The 19,570-nt window shown below is 68.8% G+C and carries 16 protein-coding genes; 9 read left to right on the top strand and 7 right to left on the bottom strand.

The annotated features are described in order from the left end of the window. Positions 1 to 14: 14 nt before the first annotated feature. From QHF89_RS35080 to QHF89_RS35060, 5 genes are all read left to right on the top strand, one after another. Entirely contained in the window at positions 15 to 1,589 is a 1,575-nt protein-coding gene (locus QHF89_RS35080; RefSeq protein ID WP_284721318.1) for a hypothetical protein, read from the top strand. Positions 1,590 to 1,666: 77 nt separating this feature from the next. Next, entirely contained in the window at positions 1,667 to 3,256 is a 1,590-nt protein-coding gene (locus tag QHF89_RS35075; protein WP_284721317.1) for a hypothetical protein, read from the top strand. A 67-nt stretch (positions 3,257 to 3,323) separates the two neighbouring features. Further along, on the top strand, positions 3,324 to 3,575 hold the full coding sequence (locus QHF89_RS35070) for a hypothetical protein (RefSeq protein ID WP_136971673.1): 252 nt from the start codon (positions 3,324 to 3,326) through the stop codon (positions 3,573 to 3,575). Between the two features lie 203 nt (positions 3,576 to 3,778). Continuing rightward, a complete protein-coding gene (locus QHF89_RS35065; protein WP_136971672.1) occupies positions 3,779 to 4,828 on the top strand; it encodes a hypothetical protein in 1,050 nt (349 codons plus the stop codon). 197 nt (positions 4,829 to 5,025) lie between these two features. Next, on the top strand, positions 5,026 to 6,654 hold the full coding sequence (locus tag QHF89_RS35060; protein WP_284721316.1) for a hypothetical protein: 1,629 nt from the start codon (positions 5,026 to 5,028) through the stop codon (positions 6,652 to 6,654). A 54-nt stretch (positions 6,655 to 6,708) separates the two neighbouring features. On the opposite strand, the gene QHF89_RS35055 is transcribed toward QHF89_RS35060, so the two are convergent. From QHF89_RS35055 to QHF89_RS35045, 3 genes are all read right to left on the bottom strand, one after another. Beyond that, positions 6,709 to 7,263: an ExbD/TolR family protein gene (locus QHF89_RS35055; protein WP_136933445.1), complete on the bottom strand. Its 555-nt coding sequence runs from the start codon at positions 7,261 to 7,263 to the stop codon at positions 6,709 to 6,711. Between the two features lie 149 nt (positions 7,264 to 7,412). Continuing rightward, the gene (locus tag QHF89_RS35050; protein WP_136971670.1) at positions 7,413 to 8,408 is read right to left on the bottom strand and encodes a GHMP family kinase ATP-binding protein; all 996 of its coding nucleotides are present in this window, start codon (positions 8,406 to 8,408) and stop codon (positions 7,413 to 7,415) included. After that, positions 8,405 to 9,220, bottom strand: coding sequence for a sugar phosphate nucleotidyltransferase (locus QHF89_RS35045; RefSeq protein ID WP_284721315.1), 816 nt, complete (start codon positions 9,218 to 9,220; stop codon positions 8,405 to 8,407). The genes QHF89_RS35050 and QHF89_RS35045 overlap by 4 nt, the downstream gene beginning before the upstream one ends. Positions 9,221 to 9,465: 245 nt before the next feature. Between QHF89_RS35045 and QHF89_RS35040 the strand changes: the two genes are divergently transcribed. Beyond that, positions 9,466 to 10,938, top strand: coding sequence for a serine/threonine-protein kinase (locus tag QHF89_RS35040; RefSeq protein WP_136971669.1), 1,473 nt, complete (start codon positions 9,466 to 9,468; stop codon positions 10,936 to 10,938). Further along, entirely contained in the window at positions 10,939 to 11,895 is a 957-nt protein-coding gene (locus QHF89_RS35035; RefSeq protein ID WP_136971668.1) for a bacterial transcriptional activator domain-containing protein, read from the top strand. Between the two features lie 6 nt (positions 11,896 to 11,901). On the opposite strand, the gene QHF89_RS35030 is transcribed toward QHF89_RS35035, so the two are convergent. Together QHF89_RS35030 and QHF89_RS35025 are read right to left on the bottom strand one after the other, a co-directional pair. Continuing rightward, a complete protein-coding gene (locus QHF89_RS35030) occupies positions 11,902 to 13,254 on the bottom strand; it encodes a hypothetical protein (RefSeq protein ID WP_136971667.1) in 1,353 nt (450 codons plus the stop codon). A gap of 73 nt (positions 13,255 to 13,327) precedes the next feature. Beyond that, a complete protein-coding gene (locus QHF89_RS35025; RefSeq protein ID WP_136971666.1) occupies positions 13,328 to 14,719 on the bottom strand; it encodes an alpha/beta hydrolase family protein in 1,392 nt (463 codons plus the stop codon). Positions 14,720 to 14,830: 111 nt separating this feature from the next. Here QHF89_RS35025 and QHF89_RS35020 point away from each other — a divergent pair, with 111 nt between their 5' ends. Beyond that, complete coding sequence (locus QHF89_RS35020) at positions 14,831 to 15,490, top strand: TetR/AcrR family transcriptional regulator (RefSeq protein ID WP_136971665.1); 660 nt, start codon at positions 14,831 to 14,833, stop codon at positions 15,488 to 15,490. Between the two features lie 3 nt (positions 15,491 to 15,493). Here the strand turns inward: QHF89_RS35020 and QHF89_RS35015 are convergent, their stop codons facing one another. Together QHF89_RS35015 and QHF89_RS35010 are read right to left on the bottom strand one after the other, a co-directional pair. Then, on the bottom strand, positions 15,494 to 16,444 hold the full coding sequence (locus QHF89_RS35015; RefSeq protein WP_136971664.1) for a hypothetical protein: 951 nt from the start codon (positions 16,442 to 16,444) through the stop codon (positions 15,494 to 15,496). Continuing rightward, the gene (locus QHF89_RS35010) at positions 16,441 to 17,529 is read right to left on the bottom strand and encodes an NHL repeat-containing protein (RefSeq protein ID WP_284721314.1); all 1,089 of its coding nucleotides are present in this window, start codon (positions 17,527 to 17,529) and stop codon (positions 16,441 to 16,443) included. Before QHF89_RS35010 ends, QHF89_RS35015 begins: the two co-directional genes overlap by 4 nt. A 286-nt stretch (positions 17,530 to 17,815) precedes the next feature. On the opposite strand from QHF89_RS35010, the gene QHF89_RS35005 reads away from it, so the two are divergent. After that, positions 17,816 to 18,682 carry an SH3 domain-containing protein gene (locus tag QHF89_RS35005; RefSeq protein ID WP_284721313.1) on the top strand — a complete coding sequence of 289 codons (867 nt, stop codon included), beginning with the start codon at positions 17,816 to 17,818 and terminating at the stop codon, positions 18,680 to 18,682. Positions 18,683 to 19,570 lie beyond the last annotated feature (888 nt).

The following is a 19,570-nucleotide window of genomic DNA, read 5'->3' as shown; positions in this document are numbered from 1 at the left end:
AGATGGAGGTTCCGATGCAAAAGGTTCTCTCGGTCCTGGCGGGTTGTGGCCTCGCGATGCTCGCCGGCTGCATCCTCGTGTACGACGCCGGCGAGTACGAGGATGCCATCGGGGACACCGGCGGGGGGGGTCGGGGCGGCGCTGGCGGGGCGGGGGGGAGCGGCGGCGAGGGCGGCGTCGCACCGTGCCTGGTCGAGTGGTGTCACACAGGCGAGGCGGAGACGACGTGCAGCGAGGTCACCTGTCCGACCTTTTCGAGCCGCCGGATCCCGCTCGCCAACAACCAGGACACGCGGGCGATTGGGGTCGGCTCGGCCGCGGGGGGCGAGCAGATCTTCGTCGCCGGACAATATACGGGCAACATGACCCTCGGGGATACGACGATTCCCGGTGAACTGGGGAAAGGCGACGCCTTCGTGGCGGCGTTCGGGCCCGCACCCAGCTTCATGGCCACGAGGGGGCTGGCGATCGGCTCCGCGCTCGGGGGCTCGCCGGCGATCGGTTACACGCCCCGTATCGCCCACGCGGTCGCGTTTGGCGCGGCGAACACCGTGATCGTCGGAGGACGCTACCGGGAGGACGACCCGTTCATGATGGTCGAAGAGAACCACAATGCGTTCCTTCGTTCGGTCACCCCGGACCTGAAATCGATTTCATGGACGGCCACGTTTGGCGGCGGAGGGGTCGACGAGGTCGTGGCCGTGGCGGCCTCACCCCAATGGGCCTATGCCCTCGCATCCATCGCGCCGTCGCCGGGGGACAACCCGTCCGAGGTGGTGTTGCCGTGCGGGAGCTCCCAGCTCATTCAGCCCAAACAGCACCACATGGCGCTGTTCCAGTACGATTCCAGCGGCGCATGTCAGTGGGTCGTTCGTCCGACGGGGGGATTGCACACGCCGACGGCCCTCGTGGCGAGCTCGAACAATGACATCTACGTCGCGGGCACGTATTCCGGGAAGTTCGAGGGGCTCGGAAAGGTCGTCCCCGAGATCACCGAAGGCACGGCCATGTTCGTCATGAAGGTGGGCGTCGACGGGAAGGTCGCGTGGGTCAATACCTATCACGCCCTGATGAGCAACGCGACGCCCACGGCCCTGGCCGTCTCGGGCAGCGACCTCTTCGTGACGGGATCGGTCCGGGGCTCGCTCGATTTCGGGGACAAGGTCCGCATCGCCGACCAAGAATCGCCTTTCCTCCTCGTGCTCGATTCCGCCGGCGCCAAGCCCCGGAGCGTCGTCATGCCAGGGGCCTTCGCGGAGGGGGTTGGCTTGGCGGCGACCTCGGCAGGCGAAGTGATCATGACAGGAACCTTTTTCCCAACCCTGGATTTTGATCCTCATCGAGAGGGGGTGGAGATGGACGAACAGAACCTGATGAGCGCGTTCCTCGCGAAGTTCGACGCGCAAGCGAAGCTCCAGACGTTCGACTTGATCGGGACCCAAGAGGCGCCCACGCAGCGCTGGCTCCCGCTCGCCTCGAACGGCGCGCGCGTGTACCTCGCCGGGGGCTGGTCGACGCATCTGCGGTTCGAGGATACGAGCGTGATGCCGCTGGAGCTCGACGTCCTCCTGGCGCACGTTCAGCCTTGACCGACCTCCTGTCCGTCGCGTCGCGCGTGATCCATTCATGGTAGCCTGCCTCTCCGTCGAGGAGGTGGCAGATGCGCGTGGATGCGACTCGTGTGGCGTTTGGCCTGGCATTGGGGGGTTGGCTGCTCGGGGGCTGCCTCGGAGAGCTGCAGGCCACGGGCGGTCAAGGCGGGGCGGGCGGGCAGGGGGGCGGCGGAGGGCCGGGGGGCTCGGTCGGCGCGGGGGGCGTGGGTGGTGCGGGCAGCCCCCCTCCTTCGTGCGGCGTCGAGATTTGCGACACGGAAGGCACGGAGTCCTGCGGCGCCATTTCGTGCTCGTCGCTCGCGTGGGCGGAGCGGTGGGGAGCCCTCGACCAGCAACAGGTGAACGCGCTCGCCACGAATGACACGAACATCGTGCTTGCAGGGCATTACACCGCGAATGCGTTCGACCTCGGGGGGACCACGCTGCCGGATCCTGGGGGCACGGGGAGCAGCGCCTTCGTCGCGGTCCTGAACAAGGACGGGACAAGTCTCGCAGCCTTCCCGATCATGGGCAGCATCGGGTACCCGCCGCGATCCGCGCTTGGACTCGGGGTCTCGGGGGGAACCGAGATCCTCGTCACGGGATACTACAACACGCTCGCTGGCAGCTTGGATTCCGACGTATTCATCAACAAGATGAGCTTTGCGGCCGGTTCCCCGCAACTGACGTTCTCCATCCAGTTTGGGGGCGACGGCGAAGACAAGGGCGTCGCAGCGGCGCTCGACACGAGCGGGGGGATCGTCGTCCTCGGCAAGGTGAGCGCGAAGGCTGCCATGAGCGTGAAGCCCGATGTGGATTGCAAGGGTACGAAAACGGTCTTGAAGGACGGCATGTTCGTCGTCAACTACGACGCGAGCGGCAATTGCAAGTGGTATGCTCAATTCGAAGGGAGCGAAATCGAGCCGACGGCCATGGCGGTGGACCCGTCCAACAACATCCACATCACCGGACATTTCTCCGGAACGTTGCGGCAGCCTTCGGGGACCGTGCTCACCGCGACCGCGACGGACATGTTCCTGTTCGAGCTCAACGGGAATGGGACGGTCCTCTCGACGCTGGCGCCGCTCGGACCGGAGCCCGGGAACGATCTCGCGAAGGTGCGCCCGAGGGCCCTGGCCTTCGAAAAGACCGGTCGCATGTTCGTGGCCGGCGACGTCCTGGGGAAGACGGAGATCGCGCCGGAGCTCGGCTCCCTCCAGAAGGCAGCGTTCGTGCTGGCCTTCGAGGACAACGGGCTCCTGGCGTGGAAGCAGGTGTACGCCAGCGACAGCCCGTCCAATAGGCCGATGGCCACGGGCCTCGCGGCCGCGGACGGCAAGCTGTATTTGGCAGGCGTCTTCTCCGAATCGATGGACATCGACCCCATGGGGCCGGCCGGCTTCGTGCAGCGAGCGGGGTACAACCCGTTCCTCGCCCAGCTCGACATCGCAGGCGCGAGGGCAGATTGGCTTCATGCGTTCGACGGAGGGGGCCAGCCGGATTCGGTGAGCCCGTTTTACGTACGAATGCTGGGCAACGAGGTCGTCGTGGCGGGGAGCTGGATCAAGCAGCTCGGGGTTTCCCAGGATTCGGCGAACGGCATCCTGTCCCCGAAAGGGGATGGCGTGACCGACACGGACATCGTCGCCGCGAAATTCAAGTGATCACGCCGTAATTCGACGTCCTCCTGGCGCACGTTCAGCCCGGGCCGACCTTCCGTCCGGTGCCGGGGTGAACCCGTTCCTCGCGAGGTTCAGCACCTTCCCCGGCGCGCTTTCGTGGTTCGACGTCTACGATGGGAAGGGGCAATCGCAGCTCACGAAGTCCTTCTACGTGACAGCGCTCCAGGACGAAGTCGTGCTGGTCGGGAACTGGATCACCCATTTCAGCTTCACCGAAGACGCAAGCAAAGTCCTGTCTGCCAAGGGGAACGGTATCGACGACGAGAACATCATCGCCGCGAAGATCACCCCCAAACCCTGACGCAAACCACGCCCTCGCATCAGGTGCGATCCCGCCCACGCGGCCTCGTGCCGCTTGAAGGTTGCATCTTACGAACCCGGAAAGTACGATGCCGCCGTCGCGATCACCGGGGTGGGTGCTTCCCGGCGGTGTCGGCGGCGCAGGCAGGGCAGAGTCGTGTTGGGGCCGAGCGTCGAGCGCGGGCTCTTTGGCGAATGGGAATCATGACCACACCCGTGCGGAGCCTCTTGCAAACCACGACCCTCGTCGCCGCGCCGCTCCTCGCGGCGCTCGTGATCGGCGGCGTCGCGCACGCGGACGAGAAGGACGACAAGGCGCGCGCGCAAAAGCTCTTCGTCGAGGGGCGCAAAGCGATCGAGGCCGGCGACAAGGCGAACGGCTGCGCGAAGATGCGCGAGAGCATGGGCCTGTTCGCGGTCGCGAACACGCTCTTCAACGTGGCGCAGTGTGACGAGGGCGAGGGCAAGATCGCCGCGGCGCTCGAGCACTGGGAGCGCGGGCTCGCGCTGATCGAAACCCAGGATCCGCGCGCCAAGGTGGCGAAGGAGCGCATCGGCGCGCTCGCGCCGCGCGTGCCGCGGCTGCGCATCGTCGTGCCGATCGGGCAGCCGGTGTCGGCCGTCGTCGTCGACGGTACGGAGTTCGCGCCGTCGTCGCTCTCGGCGCCGCTCCACGTGGAGCCCGGGGAGCACGTGATCGTGGTCCGCGCGGAGGGCCGGCCGGATCGCAAGCACGAGCTCACGCTGGCCGAAAAGGAGCGCACGGAGTTCGTGGCGACGCCGGCAGCGCCGTCGGCGGCAGGCGCGCCGCCTCCGGCCGTGGTGCCGACGGCGTCGGCGTCGGCGTCGGCGACGGAGATCGTTCCGCCCCCGCCCCCGCCTCCTTCTTCGTCGAGCTTCCGTCGCACGGCGGGGTTCGTTATCGGCGGAGTGGGCGTGGCGGGCCTCCTTGCGGCAGGCGTGACAGGCGGGGTGCTCGCGTCACGGGACGCGACGATCCAGGCGGCGTGCGAGGAGACGGGCGACAAGAAGCAGACCTGCACCCAGAGTGCGATGGATCTGATCAACGGCAGCGGCCCCCTCTTCGTGGCGAACGGGATCGCGTGGGGCGTCGGCGCCGTGGGCGTGGGCTTGGGGCTCGCGCTCGTGATCACGGCGCCTTCGGGCAAGGCGAAGGACGAGGCGCAAAGCACGGCGATCGTGCCGTTCTTCGTCCCCGGGGGCGGCGGCGCCAGCATCTCCGGGCGATTCTGAGGCGAGGCGCGCCCGCGCGCGCCGGCCCCTCGTGGCCCCTCGCCCAACGAAAAGCATTGGTCCCCCTTCCGGAATCGAGCAGCGGGAATGGGGATCGGCTCGACCGGTTCGCATCGATATCGTAGATCCTTTGACGCGCTCGTTCGATAGCGCGTGCGTTACCTGCGTGGTGTCTTTCCCCCGCTTGGGAGGTCTCGATGCGTAACCTTACGATCCTTCTTTCGGTCACGGGTCTCGTTGCGTTGAGCAGCTGTGCGCTGGTGTACGATTACGAAGGATATGGCGGTCCAGGCGGCACGGGCGCGTCGGGGAGCACGAGCAGCAGCGGCTCGGCCGGCGGGAACGACGGGATCGGAGGGGGCGGCGGAATCGGAGGGGAGGGGGGCGTGGGCGGCACGGGCGGCGCTCCGCCGTGTGGTGTCGAGATCTGCGACACGGAAGGCACGGAGTCCTGCGGCGCCATTTCGTGCTCGTCGCTCGGGTGGGCGGCTCGGTGGGGAGCCTTGGATCAGCAACAGGTGAACGCGCTCGCCACGAATGACACGAACATCGTGCTTGCAGGGCATTACACCGCGAATGCGTTCGACCTCGGGGGGACCACGCTGCCGGATCCTGGGGGCACGGGGAGCAGCGCCTTCGTCGCGGTCCTGAACAAGGACGGGAAAAGTCTCGCAGCCTTCCCGATCATGGGCAACATCGGGTACCCGCCGCGATCCGCGCTTGGACTCGCGGTCTCGGGGGGAACCGAGATCCTCGTCACGGGATACTACGGCGCGCTCGCTGGCGGTTTGGATCCCGATGTATTCATCAACAAGATGAGCTTTGCGGCCGGTTCCCCGCAACTGGCGTTCTCCATCCAGTTTGGGGGCGACGGCGAAGACAAGGGCGTCGCAGCGGCGCTCGACACGAGCGGGGGGATCGTCGTCCTCGGCAAGGTGAGCGCGAAGGCTGCCATGAGCGTGAAGCCCGATGTGGATTGCAAGGGTACGAAAACGGTCTTGAAGGACGGCATGTTCGTCGTCAACTACGACGCGAGCGGCAATTGCAAGTGGTACGCTCAGTTCGAAGGGAGCGAGATCGAGCCGACGGCCATGGCGGTGGACACGGACAATAACATCCACATTACCGGACATTTCTCCGGAACGCTGCGGCAGCCTTCGGGGGCCATGCTGACCGCGACCGCGACGGACATGTTCCTGTTCGAGCTCGACGGGAATGGGACGGTCCTCTCGACGCTAGCGCCGCTCGGACCGAAGCCCGGGAACGATCTCGCGAAGGTGCGCCCGAGGGCCCTGGCCTTCGACAAGACCGGCCACATGTTCGTGGCCGGCGACGTCCTGGGGAAGACGGAGATCGCGCCGGAGCTCGGCTCCCTCCAGAAGGCAGCGTTCGTGCTGGCCTTCGAGGACAACGGGGTCATGGCGTGGAAGCAGGTGTACGCGGGGGACAGCCAGTCCGGTGGGCCGCTCGCCACGGGCCTCACGGTCGGGGACGGCAAGCTCTATCTGGCAGGTGTCTTCTCCGAATCGATCGACATCGACCCCTCGAAGCCGGACGGCGGCCTCGTCCAGCGGGCGGGGTACAACCCGTTCCTCGCCCGGCTCGACATCGCAGGCGAGAGGGCGGATTGGCTTCGTACGTTCGACGGAGGGGGCCAGCAGGGTACGGCGAGCCCGTTTTACGTACGAATGATCGACAAGGAGGTCGTCGTGGCTGGGAGCTGGATCAAGCAGATCGGGTTTTCCCAGGATTCGGCCAACGGCATCCTGGCCCCGAAAGGGGATGGCGTGTCCGATACGGACATCATCGCCGCGAAATTCAAGTGAACACGCCTCGGGCGGGCCACGTGCGCGTGGCCCGGCTCGGCATCCATCCCTGCATCAGCGCGCGGCGAACGTCATGTTGAAGACGGGCAATTCCTTGTCGCCGCCCTCCAGCTTCACCGTGCGCTTCGTCGCGTACAGCGCGTCGAGCACCGCGACGACCTCCCGGAACGGCGTGCGGTTGTCCGTGTGCAAAATCGCCTGATCGAGCTTCTTGTCGCTCGGATCACGGTGATTCGCGTTCGCCTGCCACTCCGCCTCGAGCTTCTTCGCGAGGTCGGGGTATTTCACGAGCTCGCCGGCTTCCTGCGAGGTCTTCGGGATGCGGACCTCGCTCACCACGGTCGCGCCCTGCTTCCACACGAGCGCGAAATCGCTCTCGCCGATGTGCACGTTCAGCACCTTCTCCGGCGCGACGACGGTGATCGGATCCGGGCTCGCGGGCCCGGGGACCTGCGCATCCGCATTGATGCGCGAGTTCGTCACCCAGACGGCCGTGATGAGCAGGAACGCGATCGTGCACATCAAGAGGTCGATGAACGGGACCATGTTGATTTCGGCATTGGTCGCCTTCTTCTTGCCGCCCTCGCTGCCAACGTCGACGCCGCCCATGGGAATCTCCTTCTCCTCCGTCGTGCGCGAAACTCGGGGTCGCGCTCGGGGAATGGCGAGAAGACACCGACCTCGGCGCCAGGTTCCGCGTTTTTTCGACATCGGCAGGCGGCGCGATGTTTCCGGTCCGGCTACGATTTTCCGCTCGGTCAGGATCGATGCATGTTGGCCATGATCCGGGCGCCATCCATGTCGAAGCGGAACCGGAGCGGGCGCAGGCCCCGGGCGATCATCGCTTCGAGCATGCGGCGTCGGTCCTGGGGGCGGACGTAGAACATGAAGAAGCCGCCGCCGCCCGCGCCCATGAGCTTGCCGCCGATCGCGCCGGCCTTCCGCGCCGCCTCGTAATGCTCGTCGATGACCGAGTCCGTCATCTTCGAGGCGAGCTTGCGCTTGTGGGACCAGTGCACGTGGAGCAGCTCGCCGTATTGATCGATGTCGCCGCTCGTGAGGATCCGGTAGGTCTCGTGGCCCATCTCCTTGATCCGGTGCATCGACTCGACCACGGGCGCCTCGAGCTCGCGGAGCCTCTGCCCCTGCTCGCTGAGGACGATACGCGCCGGCCGCTCGATGCCGGACCAGATGATGACGAGGTTCGATTCGAGCTCGTCGAGCACCTCGTCCCGGACGGGCACGGGCTCGACGTGCACCGAGCCGTCGGGCTCGAAGCGGAAGGCCGTGACGTTGCCAAAGGCCGAGATGTACTGGTCCTGCTTGCCGATGGGCTCGCCGAGCCGCTCGATCTCCAGCGTGCACGCTTCCTCGGCGAGCTTTTTCGAGGAGACGAACTCGCGCTTGTACGTGTGGAGCGCGTTCAGGAGCGCGACCGTGAAGGCGCTCGACGAGCCGAGGCCCGAGTTCGCCGGGAGATCGGCCACGCTCGTGAGTTCGATCGAATGGTCGATGCCCGTCATCCGCAAGGCCTCGCGGAAGATCGGGTGCTCGACCTGATCGACGCTGGAGACGATCTCGGTCTTCGAATACGCCAGGCGAATGTCGCGGTGGAACCGCTTGTTCGCCGTGACGTAGATGTATTTGTCGATGGCCGCGGAGACCAGGTATCCCCCGAAGCGCGTCGAATACGCCGGGAGATCGGTGCCTCCGCCGCCGAGCGAGAAACGCACGGGCGCGCGGGAAATGATCACGTAAAGACCTCCGCCCGGGCGCCGAGATGCGCTTCGAGCTCGTGAAAACCGGCCTCGGAGCCGATCTCGTAAAACCTCTGCGTCACGACGAGCGCCCGGAGCGCGCCCTCCGCGGCGAGCGCGGTGAGCACGGGGGCGAGGTCGCCCGGGCCCTCGGGGAGCACCGCGACGACCTCGCGCCGGAGCGCGATCGCGCCGTAGTCGATGTGATCGAGCCGGGGTTTGGGGCGTAGGGCGCCGTCAGGCGACCCGGAGCCCCAAGCGTCAACCCCATCGCGGGGCTCGCCGGGCTTTCGTTTCTGGTAGCGGATCACGCGGCTCGCCTCGATCTCGCAGTTCGAGTCGTCCCAGCGGTCCTCGTTCCGGTAGACGCTCATCGTGCCGCGCGCCTCGGGGTGCGCTTCGAGATCGGCGAGCGGCGCGGCGTAATCGAAGGGCAAGTACGAGTCGCCGTACGTCAGGAGGAACGCTTCGCCGAGATACGGGAGCGCGCGCCGGAGCGCGCCCGCCGTGCCGAGCCGGGTTTCGCCCTCGTCGGCCACCACGACGCGGAGCCCGAAGGCCGCGCCGTCCCCGATGGCCTCGCGGATCGCGTCGCCGAGGTGGCCGATGCAGAGCACGACCTCCTCGTAGCTCGCCTCGGCGAGCCGCGCGAGCAGGTGGTGGCCGAACGGACGGCCCGCGATCGGCAGGAGGAACTTCGGCACGTCCCGCGTGCGCGGGTACATGCGCGTGGCGAGGCCTCCGCAGAGGACCACGGCTTGCCGGCGCAGCGGCGGCGCGAGGGGGTCGGTCGAAGGGACGTTCGGCACGGCGCGGGCGGAGCTTAGTCGGGTTTGGCCGCCGAGGAAAAAACACGCGGGCGTGCCCGGAGCGGCCAACCCCGTCCGGGCCACCTTCCCGGAGATTTTTCGCTTCGGAGGTCCTCTGCGCGGCGCGGCAAACCGGGAGGGTCGGGCATCGAACGAGAGCACAGAGGGGGAGAGCCCCGGGGGGACGGGAGCGCGGTTCGGCTCTCCGAGCAAACCCCCCGAGGGACGAGAGGGGGGACGTGTGCATGAACGAGCCGTCGTTCGCGCGTGTATCGGTGGGAGACGTGCTCTTTGGAAAGTACCGGGTCGAGCGCGTCCTCGGCGTCGGCGGCATGGGGATCGTGGTCGCGGCGAGGCACACGCAGCTCGACGCGCTCTACGCCTTGAAGCTGATGCACCCCGCCGAGATCGGGAACAGGCAAGCGCTCGCGCGTTTCTTCCGGGAAGCGCGGGCGGCCGCGAAGTTACGCAGCGAGCACGTGGCGCGTGTCTTCGACGCGGGAAGGACGCCGCGGGGCATCCCGTACATCCTGCTCGAATACCTCGAAGGCTGCGATCTGCAGCAGCTCGGCAAGAAGCGCGAGTGCCTGCCCGTGGTCGAGGCCGTGCTCTACGTGCTGCACGCCTGCACCGCGCTCGTCGAGGCCCACGCGGCCGGCATCATCCACCGCGATCTGAAGCCCGCGAACCTCTTCCTCACCCACAGACCCGACGGATCGCCCTGCGTCAAGGTGCTCGATTTCGGCATCTCGAAGCGCTGCGACGCCCGCGCGCCCTCGGGGATGACCCGGACGACCGACATCCTCGGATCGCCGCTCTACATGTCGCCCGAGCAGATGCGCTCGACCCGCGACGTCGACGCGCGGACGGACCTGTGGGCGCTCGGCGCCATCCTGTACAGGCTGCTCGCGGGGGAGGCGCCGTTCGCGGCGCGGAGCCTGTCCGACGTGTACGAGGGGATCCTGGAGCGCGAGCCACGGCCGCTCTCGGTGCGTCGGCCCGACGTGCCCCCGGCCCTCGACGCGGTGGTGCGCCGCTGCCTGCGGAAAAAACCGGACGATCGTTTCCCCTCGGCGCTCACGCTCGCCGCCGCGCTCGCGCCGTTCGCGCCCGAGGAGGAGGCGCCACGCAGCCTGCGCAAGCCGAGCCGCGCGTCGCTGCCGTCGACGCCCGCCGTGCGCGTGTTGCCCGCGGTTCCCCCGATGGATCCGGCGCCGGACGACGTGCCGACGTCACGCGACTGCCGGGCCGCGATGAACAGCGCGCCGACGCTCCGCTCCGTGCAGGAGCCGACGCTGCCGCTCTCGACGTCCGAGCCGACGGGGGCTGCGTGGGGCGGGACGTGGTCGGTCTCCGCGCGGGCGCGGGAGCACGGGTCGCGCGTGGTGGCCGCGGCGGTGCTCGTCGCGGCCGTGGTGGGCGGCGGGACGGGCATCTGGGCGTCGCGGGAGGAGCGGATCTTCGCCGCGCGCGCCCGCCCCGCGAGCGCCGCGGCCGAGGCGGCGAAGGTGGCCCCGACGAACGTCACGCCCCTCGCCGAGGTGCTCGCCGGGCCCGCCGTCCCGGCCGAATCCACGAAGGTGCCCGCGCCGCCCGTGATCACGGGCCTCGCGCGACGTGCGGACGAGGCGGAGGCGCCCTCGGGCGACGACGCGCGGCCCCGCAAGAAAGAGCCGCAGAAACGAGCGGCGGATCCTTTTGGTCGTTCACGCAAATAAATGAAACCTCATCTCCAGAAGAGCTCGATCCTCCTCGTCTCCGTCGTCGCGGTGATCTCGTCGTTCGGGCCGCCCGCGGCCGCCGAGGGGACACGGGAGCCGTTCGCCGAGCAGCGGGCGGAGGCCTTGTTCCGCCGCGCCCTCGAGCTCATGGACGAAGGCAGGCACGCGCGGGCCTGCCCGATGCTGGAGGAGAGCCGTCGGCTCGATCCGGCGATGGGGACGGCGTTCCGCCTGGCCGAGTGTTACGAGCACACCGAGCGGCTCGGCGAGGCGTTCATGTTGTACCAGGACGTGGCCGCCCAGGCGCGTCGGCGGCGCGCCGAGGACCGGGCCGAGGTCGCCCGCGCCCGGCTCGCCGCGCTCGGCCCGCGGGTCGCGGTGGTGAACCTGATCGTCCCCGACGAGGCCCTGAAAGAGCCCGATCTCTCCATCACCTGGGATGAGCGCGAGATCGAGCGCACCCTCTGGAACGCGGGGATCGTCGTCACGACGGGGGCGCACGTGCTCGAAGCGGCGGCGCCGGGAAAGCGGCCGTTCCGGCGTGAGGTCGTGGTGGGCGAGGTGGGGACCTTGGTCGACGTCGAGGTGCCTCCGCTCGCGGACGAGCGCACGCGGCAGCTCATCGTGCTCCACCCCGAGCCGCTCCCGCGGCCGATGACGCTCGAGGATCGGCGCTGGCTCGCGCTCGGGGCGCTCGTGGTGGGCCTCGGCGGCTTGACGATGGCCTCGATCGCGGGGCTCTCGACGTCGCTCGAGACGAGCGGGACGGCCGGCGATCTGGATCCGGGGGGCGCTTCCATGACGAACGCGACGGCGATCGCGGGGATGAGCCTCGCGGGGGTGGGGCTGTTCGTGGCGGGATCCCTGTGGACCCCGGCTCCGGCGGGGGACGTGCGGTTCGCGATCACGCCCGGGCCGGGCGGCGGGGCAGGGGTGGTTCAGGTCTCGTTCTGAGGGCCCTCAGGGCGCGGCGAACCTCGCGAGGAAGATGTCGCACTCGCCCGCGCTCTCGAGCGGACCCTGGCCGACGTCGATCGTCCCGTAAAACGATCCCGTGACCGCCGCGGCCCCGACCCGGTCCACGGCGACGCCGCCCGCGAGCTCATAACCGGAGCTCCCGATCGCGCGGCTCTGGACGTGTTTGCCCGTGGCGTCGTAACGCGCGAAGTAGACGTCGGTCTGTCCGGCGGCTTCGAGCGCCGCGCCGCCGAGGTTCACCGCCTCGGTGAACGTCCCCGTCACGACGAGCCCGCCCTTGGGATCGACCGTGATTCGCGGGGCCGCGTCATCCCACTCCGCCGGCGTGAGCCGGAACGTCCGGGTCCACAATTCGGTGCCCTTCGAATCGAGCTTTCCGAGGAAAAGATCACGGCCCTGGCTGGCGAGCTCGCCGCTGCCGAAATCGAGCCGACCCTCGAAGAGCCCGCCGAAGAGGATGCTGCCGTCCGCGTCGGCGGCCACGGCCTGGATCACCTGGTCCGAGACGTCGCCGAAGGTCTTCGTGAAGACGTGGTTGCCGTCCGGGTCGAGCTTCACGAGCACGGCGTCCACGCCGCCCGTGATCGTGGTCGGTCCGCCGCCGAAATCGACCGGCGCGAGCAGGCCGCCGCCGAGGAGGACATTTCCGCTCCCGTCCACGGCGACATCCATGCCGGATTCGAGGCCCGCGCTGCCGAAGGATCGGGCCCAGAGCGGCGCCCCGCTCCCGTCGAGCTTGGCGACGAACACGTCCGTCGCGCCCGCGCTCGTGAGCGTCGCGCCGCCGAGGACGAGCGTGCCGTTGTAGCTGCCCGTGACGACCAGCGTGTCGTCCCCGCCGGCGGCCATCCCGGACACGGTCGCGCCGAGCATGGTGCTGAAGATGGGCTTGCCGTCCGCGTCGAGCTTCCCGATTGCGGCGCCGGCCGCGCCGGGGGGCGTGAGCGGACCGCCGCCGAAATCCAGCTCCGATTGCGTGTTCACCGCGATCACCCACGCGCCCCCGCCGGCCGCGACGATCCGCGGGGCGCCCTCCTGCGAGGCCGATCCGAAGCGCACGCTCTTGCCGGGTTTGCCCTCGGCGTCCCACGTGGCGAATGCGATGTCGGTGCCGCCGGCCGAGACGAGCGGGCCGCCGCCGAAATCGATCGTCCCCTCGAACGTGCCGACGAGGGCGATGTCACCGCCTTCGCTCGTGGCCACCTCGAAACCGCGGTCGCAGCTCGAGCCGCCGGCGCGGATGCTGAAGGCATTTCCTGCGGGCGGCGGGGCCTCGGTCGTGGTGCAGCCGGCGGCGATCGCCGCGCAGGCGAGAAGCAAGGTCTTCGTGTTCATCACGTGGTTCCTTTCGGAAGAAGGGGGCCTCGGGGGCCCCGCGACCGGGAGGATACGCGTTTCTCGATGCCCCTCAGGGCGCTGGGAAGCCCTGGGCCAGGTCTGCCGGCGTGACCGGCGTTCCCCAGATGTCGCTCACGAGGGCGCTCGCGAGCGTGGGCCCGGGGGTCGCCTGCGTCGTCCCGAGATCGTAGGCGGCGACGCGTGGATCGAGCAGGTCGGCGAGCGCGGGCGCGGCGTACGTGATGTCCTTGCCGTCGACCTGGGCATCGTGGACCGTCTGGAAAAAGACGCGGAGCGCGGCATCCTCGTAGTAGGCGAACACCGTGTCGGATTCGTCCGCGAGCGCGCGGTGCAGGTGCAAAAACCCGAGGGTCCGCGACGACGGGAATCCGGGCTCTTGCTCCAGCGCACCGTGGGCCAGGTGAATCGCCGCGTACTCCACGGGCGTGCGGCGGCGCCAGAAGAGCCCCCGCGCTTGTTCGCTGCACGTGGCCAGGAACGACTCCGTCTGCGTGACGGGCACCAGCGTGTCCCAGTCGTCCTGGGGGATCACCACGTCGCCGTCGAGCCCCGCGCAGAGGGCGTCGCGCCGCCATGCCGCAAACGCCGCCTCGTCCTTCGCCGGTGGGCCGCCCGTGGCCGCCTCGATGCGCCGCCTGTATCCCTCGAGGAAGCCGAGCTCGTCCTTGTACGGATACACGGCGGGGAGGGACTTCATCCAGTACTCGTAGAGGTCGACGAAATCGGTCGGCGGATTCGCGGCGGTCACGGCGCGGATCGACTGCCCCGCCGGGCGCCCGCCGACGCCCGCGAGCGCCATGAACCCGCCCCAGGAGTTCCCGTGCACGCCGATGCGCGAGGTATCGAAATCGGCCGCGTGCGCCTCGATGTAATGGAACGGCGCGGCGGCGTCGGCGGCGTCGTCCGCGAGGGAGCCGCCTGCATAAAATCGGCCGAACGCGACGATCACGGCGTGGCCATTCAGGAGGTGATAGGCCTCGCCCTGGATCTGCGTCTCGGCGGATACGAAGCCGTACGCGCACGCCTCGGTCGACGGCGGGTCGAGCGGCGCGTCCGTGTCCGGATAGAGGCCAAACGGCCCGGGGTGTTCGGTCGCGTGGCGGGTGTCGACCTCCTCGCCGGTCCAATCGATCCCCGTGTACGGCGCCATGTCGACGACGACCGAGGCCGGCGATTTCGCGGCGGGGATCACCATCAGATAACTCGTCCCCCCGTCGGAGCGACGCGCGGCGACGAGCGTGGCCTCGTAGGTCGTGGTGTCGATCGCCGCGCTCCGCGTGCCGATCGTCTCGAACGTGTACGTGATCCCGCCCGCGCCGCCGGCCCCGCCCGCGCCGCCGGCCCCGCCCGATCCCGCCGTGCCGCCGGCGCCCGAGGAGGGATCCTCGCCCCCGCACGCCACGAGGAGCCCGAAACACACGGCCGACAAAAGGAAACGCATGGAGGGACCCTACCGCGAGCCGGGCGAAGGTGGAACGACGCCGACCCCCTCGACGTCACGGCTGGATGATTCCGTTGACACAAATGAACGTTCGTTCAAAAACTTGAGCCCATGAGCTCCCTCCGGGCTTCACGTCTGCGTGCTGCGACGGCCACCCTCCCGTCGTCCTCCGTGCCCGAGGGCACACGGCGGCGCATCCTGGAGGTGGCCTTGCAGCTCTTCGCCAGCGAGGGCTTTCACGGCACCTCGGTCCGCGACATCGCGAAGCCGCTGGAGCTACAGCCGAGCGCGCTGTACGCGCACTTCCCCTCGAAGGAGCACGTACTCGCGGAGCTCGTCCGCGTGGGCCACGAGGCGCACGCCGCCACCTTGCAGGCGGCGCTCCGCGACGTGGGCGACGATCCGCTCGAGCAGATCTGCGCCCTCGTCCGGGCCCACACCCTCCTGCACGCGACCTACCCGCACCTCTCGGTGGTGGTCAACGAAGAGATCTACGCCCTCCCGACCGATCTCGCCGCCCCGGCGCTCGCCCTTCGCGCGCAATCGATGACGCTCGTCCGCGAGGTCCTCGTGCGCGGGGTGGCGATGGGACGGTTTTCCGTGCCCGACGAGGCGGCGACCGCCGCGGCGCTCTCCGCGATCGGCGTGCGCCTCCCGTACTGGTACGAGCCTTCCGAGGCGCTCTCCCTCGACGAGCTCGCCGACGTCCATGTCGAGCTCTCCCTTCGAATGCTGCGCGCCTACAGGAGCCCGAGCGGCCGGCGCGCCTGAGCGCTAGCCCCCGTCTTCCCCCTGCGCGAATCGCTCGATCGCCCGCACCTCGTCCTCCGGCAGAAACGGCAGCACCTCCTCCACCGCGCCCGGCTGCATCGGCGCCGCGCCGAGCCGGAGCGCCGCGGCCTTGCCCACGGCCGCCACGAGCGGACTCGGGCTCATGCACAACGTGAGCACCTCCGGGAGGAGCTCCCGCGTCCCCAGCATGGCCGCGAGCATTGCGGCGAGTGGCCCCTCGTCCACGGCGCGCCGATGCCCCGTCAGCGCGCCCCGCAGGATCGCCGCCGTCTCGTGCCCCGCCGTCCGCGACGCCACCCCTCGATACCCCGCCGCCGGCATCCCGAGCTGCGTCGCGCCGTCGGGCGACTCCAGCGTGCGCCGCGCCTGGGTCAAGAGCTCCGCGAAGGTCGCCCGTGTCCCTTCGATCGACATCGCGCCGTCGAGATCGAGCGCCACGGGCCGCTTCGCCGCCGCGACATACCCGGGGAATGCCACGGGCAACACCGCGAGCGGCGCCGACACCGGACAAACCGCGCGATGGGTCTCGCCGTCGACCTCCACGAAAAACATGTCCACGGTGTTCTGCTCGCTCAGGAGGACCGTGCGGTGCCGGAGGTTCGTGATCTGCGGCCAGGGCAGGACGTCCTCCGTGCCCTCGGGATCGAGCACGAATCCCCAGGGCTCGATCCGCATGGCCACGCGGCGGCCGCGCGGGCTCTGCTCCCTGGCCTGGAGAACCCCCCGGATCCCCATGAAAATCGGGGCGGCGAACACGTACCAGAGATCGCCGTGGCTCGCGGCGGTGAACGCCGTGCTCGCGCCCGCGAGGGCCGCCGTGGTCAGGCCCGCCCGGATCCACGGTCCCTTCCCGGGCCCCGGTTCGAGATCCACGTGGCGCAGCACGTCGACGACGACCACGCGGGCCTCGGGACGGGCATAAGGCCCGCTCATTGGCAATCGTATTTCTGGTAGCTCACGCCCTGCTCGGTCCGCACCGAATACACGACGCCGCCCTCGTCGAGCACCGCCATGTCGCGGAACGTCTCCTCCGGCATCGTATTCACGGGCAGGACGGCCGTGCCCGTCGGAATGCCCTTGAGCGGCTCGTGGCACGAGAGGATCACCGTCTCCTGGCCGTTTTGCACGAGCAACGTGGCCAGGTAAATCGTCCCGGTCTTGTCCGTGTCGAGGAGCAAGATCCCGCGGATCTCGCTCCCTTGCCGGTACTCGCGCGTGAATCGATGTTGCATCGTCGTTCGATCCACCGACGAGATGTACATCCGCCCCACCTCGGGCTCGATGATCCCGGCTTTGATGTAGCTCAGCCCGTCGCGCGTCGGGCGCCCCGGGACCTCGACGCGATCGGCCGGCTGCCCGTCGGTCGTCCCGATCCGCAAGAGCGGGCCGTGTTCCTTTTCGACATACACGTCCTTTCCGTCGACGAACACCCCCGTGACGAACCCGAGCTCGTCGAGACCCTCGCCTTCGAGCGGCATCTCGCCGAGCACGCCGCCCTTGTCGTCGTACATGACGATCGATTTGCTGTTGTATCGATCCAGCACCGCGACCTTGCCGTCGTCGGTCACGGCCATGTCCTGCGCCGCCTCCTGCTCCTTCAACGGGATCACGGCCTCGGGTTTGCCGTCCGGCCCGATACGCACGACCCGGCCATTGACCTGATCGAGCACGAACATGTTGCCTTTCGGGTCCATGGCGAGGCTCATCGGCGCCTCGGGGTTCGCCTCGTCGGGGCGCGACCGGCCGAGCTCGTTCAAACGCGTCCCGCCCCACGTCGCCGAAAACACGACTTCCGCCCCTTTTTCCGGCCGCGCCGACGTCTCCGCCACGATGGCCACGGCCGAGCCCGCAGGCCGCGGCGCGTCGTCGCGCGAGGTCCCCGCCGCGATCTTTTCGTGGCCCGGCTTGACCGGCCCGGTCTCCTTCGACGTCCCGTCGCCGGAGCACCCGCGCGCGACCACCACGCCCGCGGCGAGCGCACCGAGAACGGCCACGAGCGCCACCACCTTCTTGCGCATGCGCCCATTCTACCAGAGCCGCACACGCAAGGAAAAGCCCGCGCCAAACGCTGCCCTGGATAAGAAAAGATCCACCCTGTGGGGGACGATCGATCCATCCCCAGAGCACGCGATTCGCCCGACGAGACCCCAAGTCGGCTCACGCCCCCGCATCCCGTTCCATCGACGCCGCAGTTTTCGCTCGTGCTTGTGGATGTCGGGCGCGTCGAAACCCTGCGCATGGCGATGGACGCGTCTGGCACGCGGCTTGTACTATCGGTTTTCCACGTCCAGGAGCCAAAGCCCCATGAAGACCCACGCCCGCCGCCTGTCGCTGTCGATTGCAGCCGCCGCCATCGCCCTCGGAATGGGCATGCTCCCCGCATGCTCCGGAGACGACTCGTCCGAAGAGCTCATCGGCGCCAACGAAGACCTCGGCTCGACCAGCGAAGGCGTGGCCGGCACCATCGCCGTCGGCACGACCCTCAAATCAACAACCGACGTGAACCTCCGCAACGGCCCCGGGACAACCTACTCGGTCCTGCACGTCGTCCCCACGGGCGCCAAGGTCACCGTCGAAGCCGCCGACCCGAAGAACGGGTTTTACAAGATCAAGCACGACGGCACCGTCGGCTGGAGCTCCGGCAAGTACTACACGACAATCTCCGCAGGCGGCGGCAGCACGAGCGACCTCAGCACCGCGCAACAAGGCGCCATCAACCGCGGCAAGTCCGTGAAAGGTTTCTCGTACTGGTGGGGCCACGGCCGCTGGAAGGCCGACGGCCCGACCTCGTCGACGAAGGGCTCCTGCTCCGGAAGCTGCCCAAGCTGCTCGCACAGCGGCTCCTACGGCGCCGACTGCTCAGGCTTCGTCGCCAAAGCCTGGAAGGTCCCCTCGTCAAACGACGACATCGCCGTGGACTCGCACCCCTACGGCACAATCCACTTCGTGAAGGACTCCTCGAACTGGTCAACCGTCTCCCGCTCGAACGTGAAGCCCGCCGACGCCCTGGTCTACAACTCGGGCGGCGCCGGTCACATCATCCTCTTCGAGAAGGGCGACGGCTGGGGCTCGATGTACGCCTACGAATGCAAAGGCTGCTCCGCCGGCTGCGTCTACGGTCTGCGCACCGCCTCCTCGTCCTACAAAGCCATCCGCCGCGCCGGCTGGTGATATCCCTCGGGGGGCGTCGCGCCGGGGCGCCGCCCCGGACCCCGCGGGGGGCTGTCCGCCCCCTCGACCCCGGACCAGCGAGGCGCTGGACCCAGGGTTGAAAAACTGCGCGGTGCGCAGTTTTTCAAACAGGCCGACGAAGAAGCCGGGGGGACAGCAGAAGCCGCAGCGCGGCTGTCTTGGTGGGGGAACGCCGCCGCCGGTCAAGGCCAGGGATGAGCCTGCCTACCAAAGGCCGCAGCGCTGATAGGTCGGCGGCCAACGCCTCGTCGCATGACGTCGTGGCGTGACGTCGTGGCCTCACGTTCCAAACAGCACGGCTCCGTCCCTCCACGTGATGGGGCCGTAGGTGTTCGGGCGATGAGCCGATGGTCTCCTGCATCGTGCCCATCTCTCGACGCCACGAGCCCGTCGCCCCTTCCATCGCCCCCGTTCCTCCAAGGCACGGCCTCGTACCTCCGGAGGCTCGACCGCACGCCCCAGAGACACGTCCCCGTTCCTCCAAGGCACGGCCTCGTGTCTCCGGAGGGTCGACGGCACGCCCCAGAGACACGTCCCCGTTCCTCCAAGGCACGACCTCGTGTCTCCGGAGACTCGACGTCGTCTCTTCGGACACATGCCCCCATCCCTCGCACACACGTCCCCGTCGCCTTTTGGCTCGGCCCCCAAGCTTTGAAGACACGGCCTCATCGATGAACGGCGCATCGCGCAGCTCCTCGAACCGATGCCAGCGAACCTCCCCATGGTCTTGCCACCGGCCCGCTGGAAGGCCGCGCGCCTGTCTCGGTTGGCAACGTCGCTACCGGTCTTGACCGGGCCTGTTCGATGAACTGCGCATCGCGCAGTTCATCGACCTCGGGTCCAGCCCCTGGCTGGTCCGGGTGCAGG

The sequence above is a fragment of the Polyangium sorediatum genome (assembly GCF_029946465.1).
Classification (GTDB): Bacteria; Myxococcota_A; Polyangia; order Polyangiales; family Polyangiaceae; genus Polyangium; species Polyangium fumosum.
The sequence above is the reverse complement of the archived record's forward strand: the minus strand, read 5'-3'. Positions and strand labels throughout refer to the sequence as shown.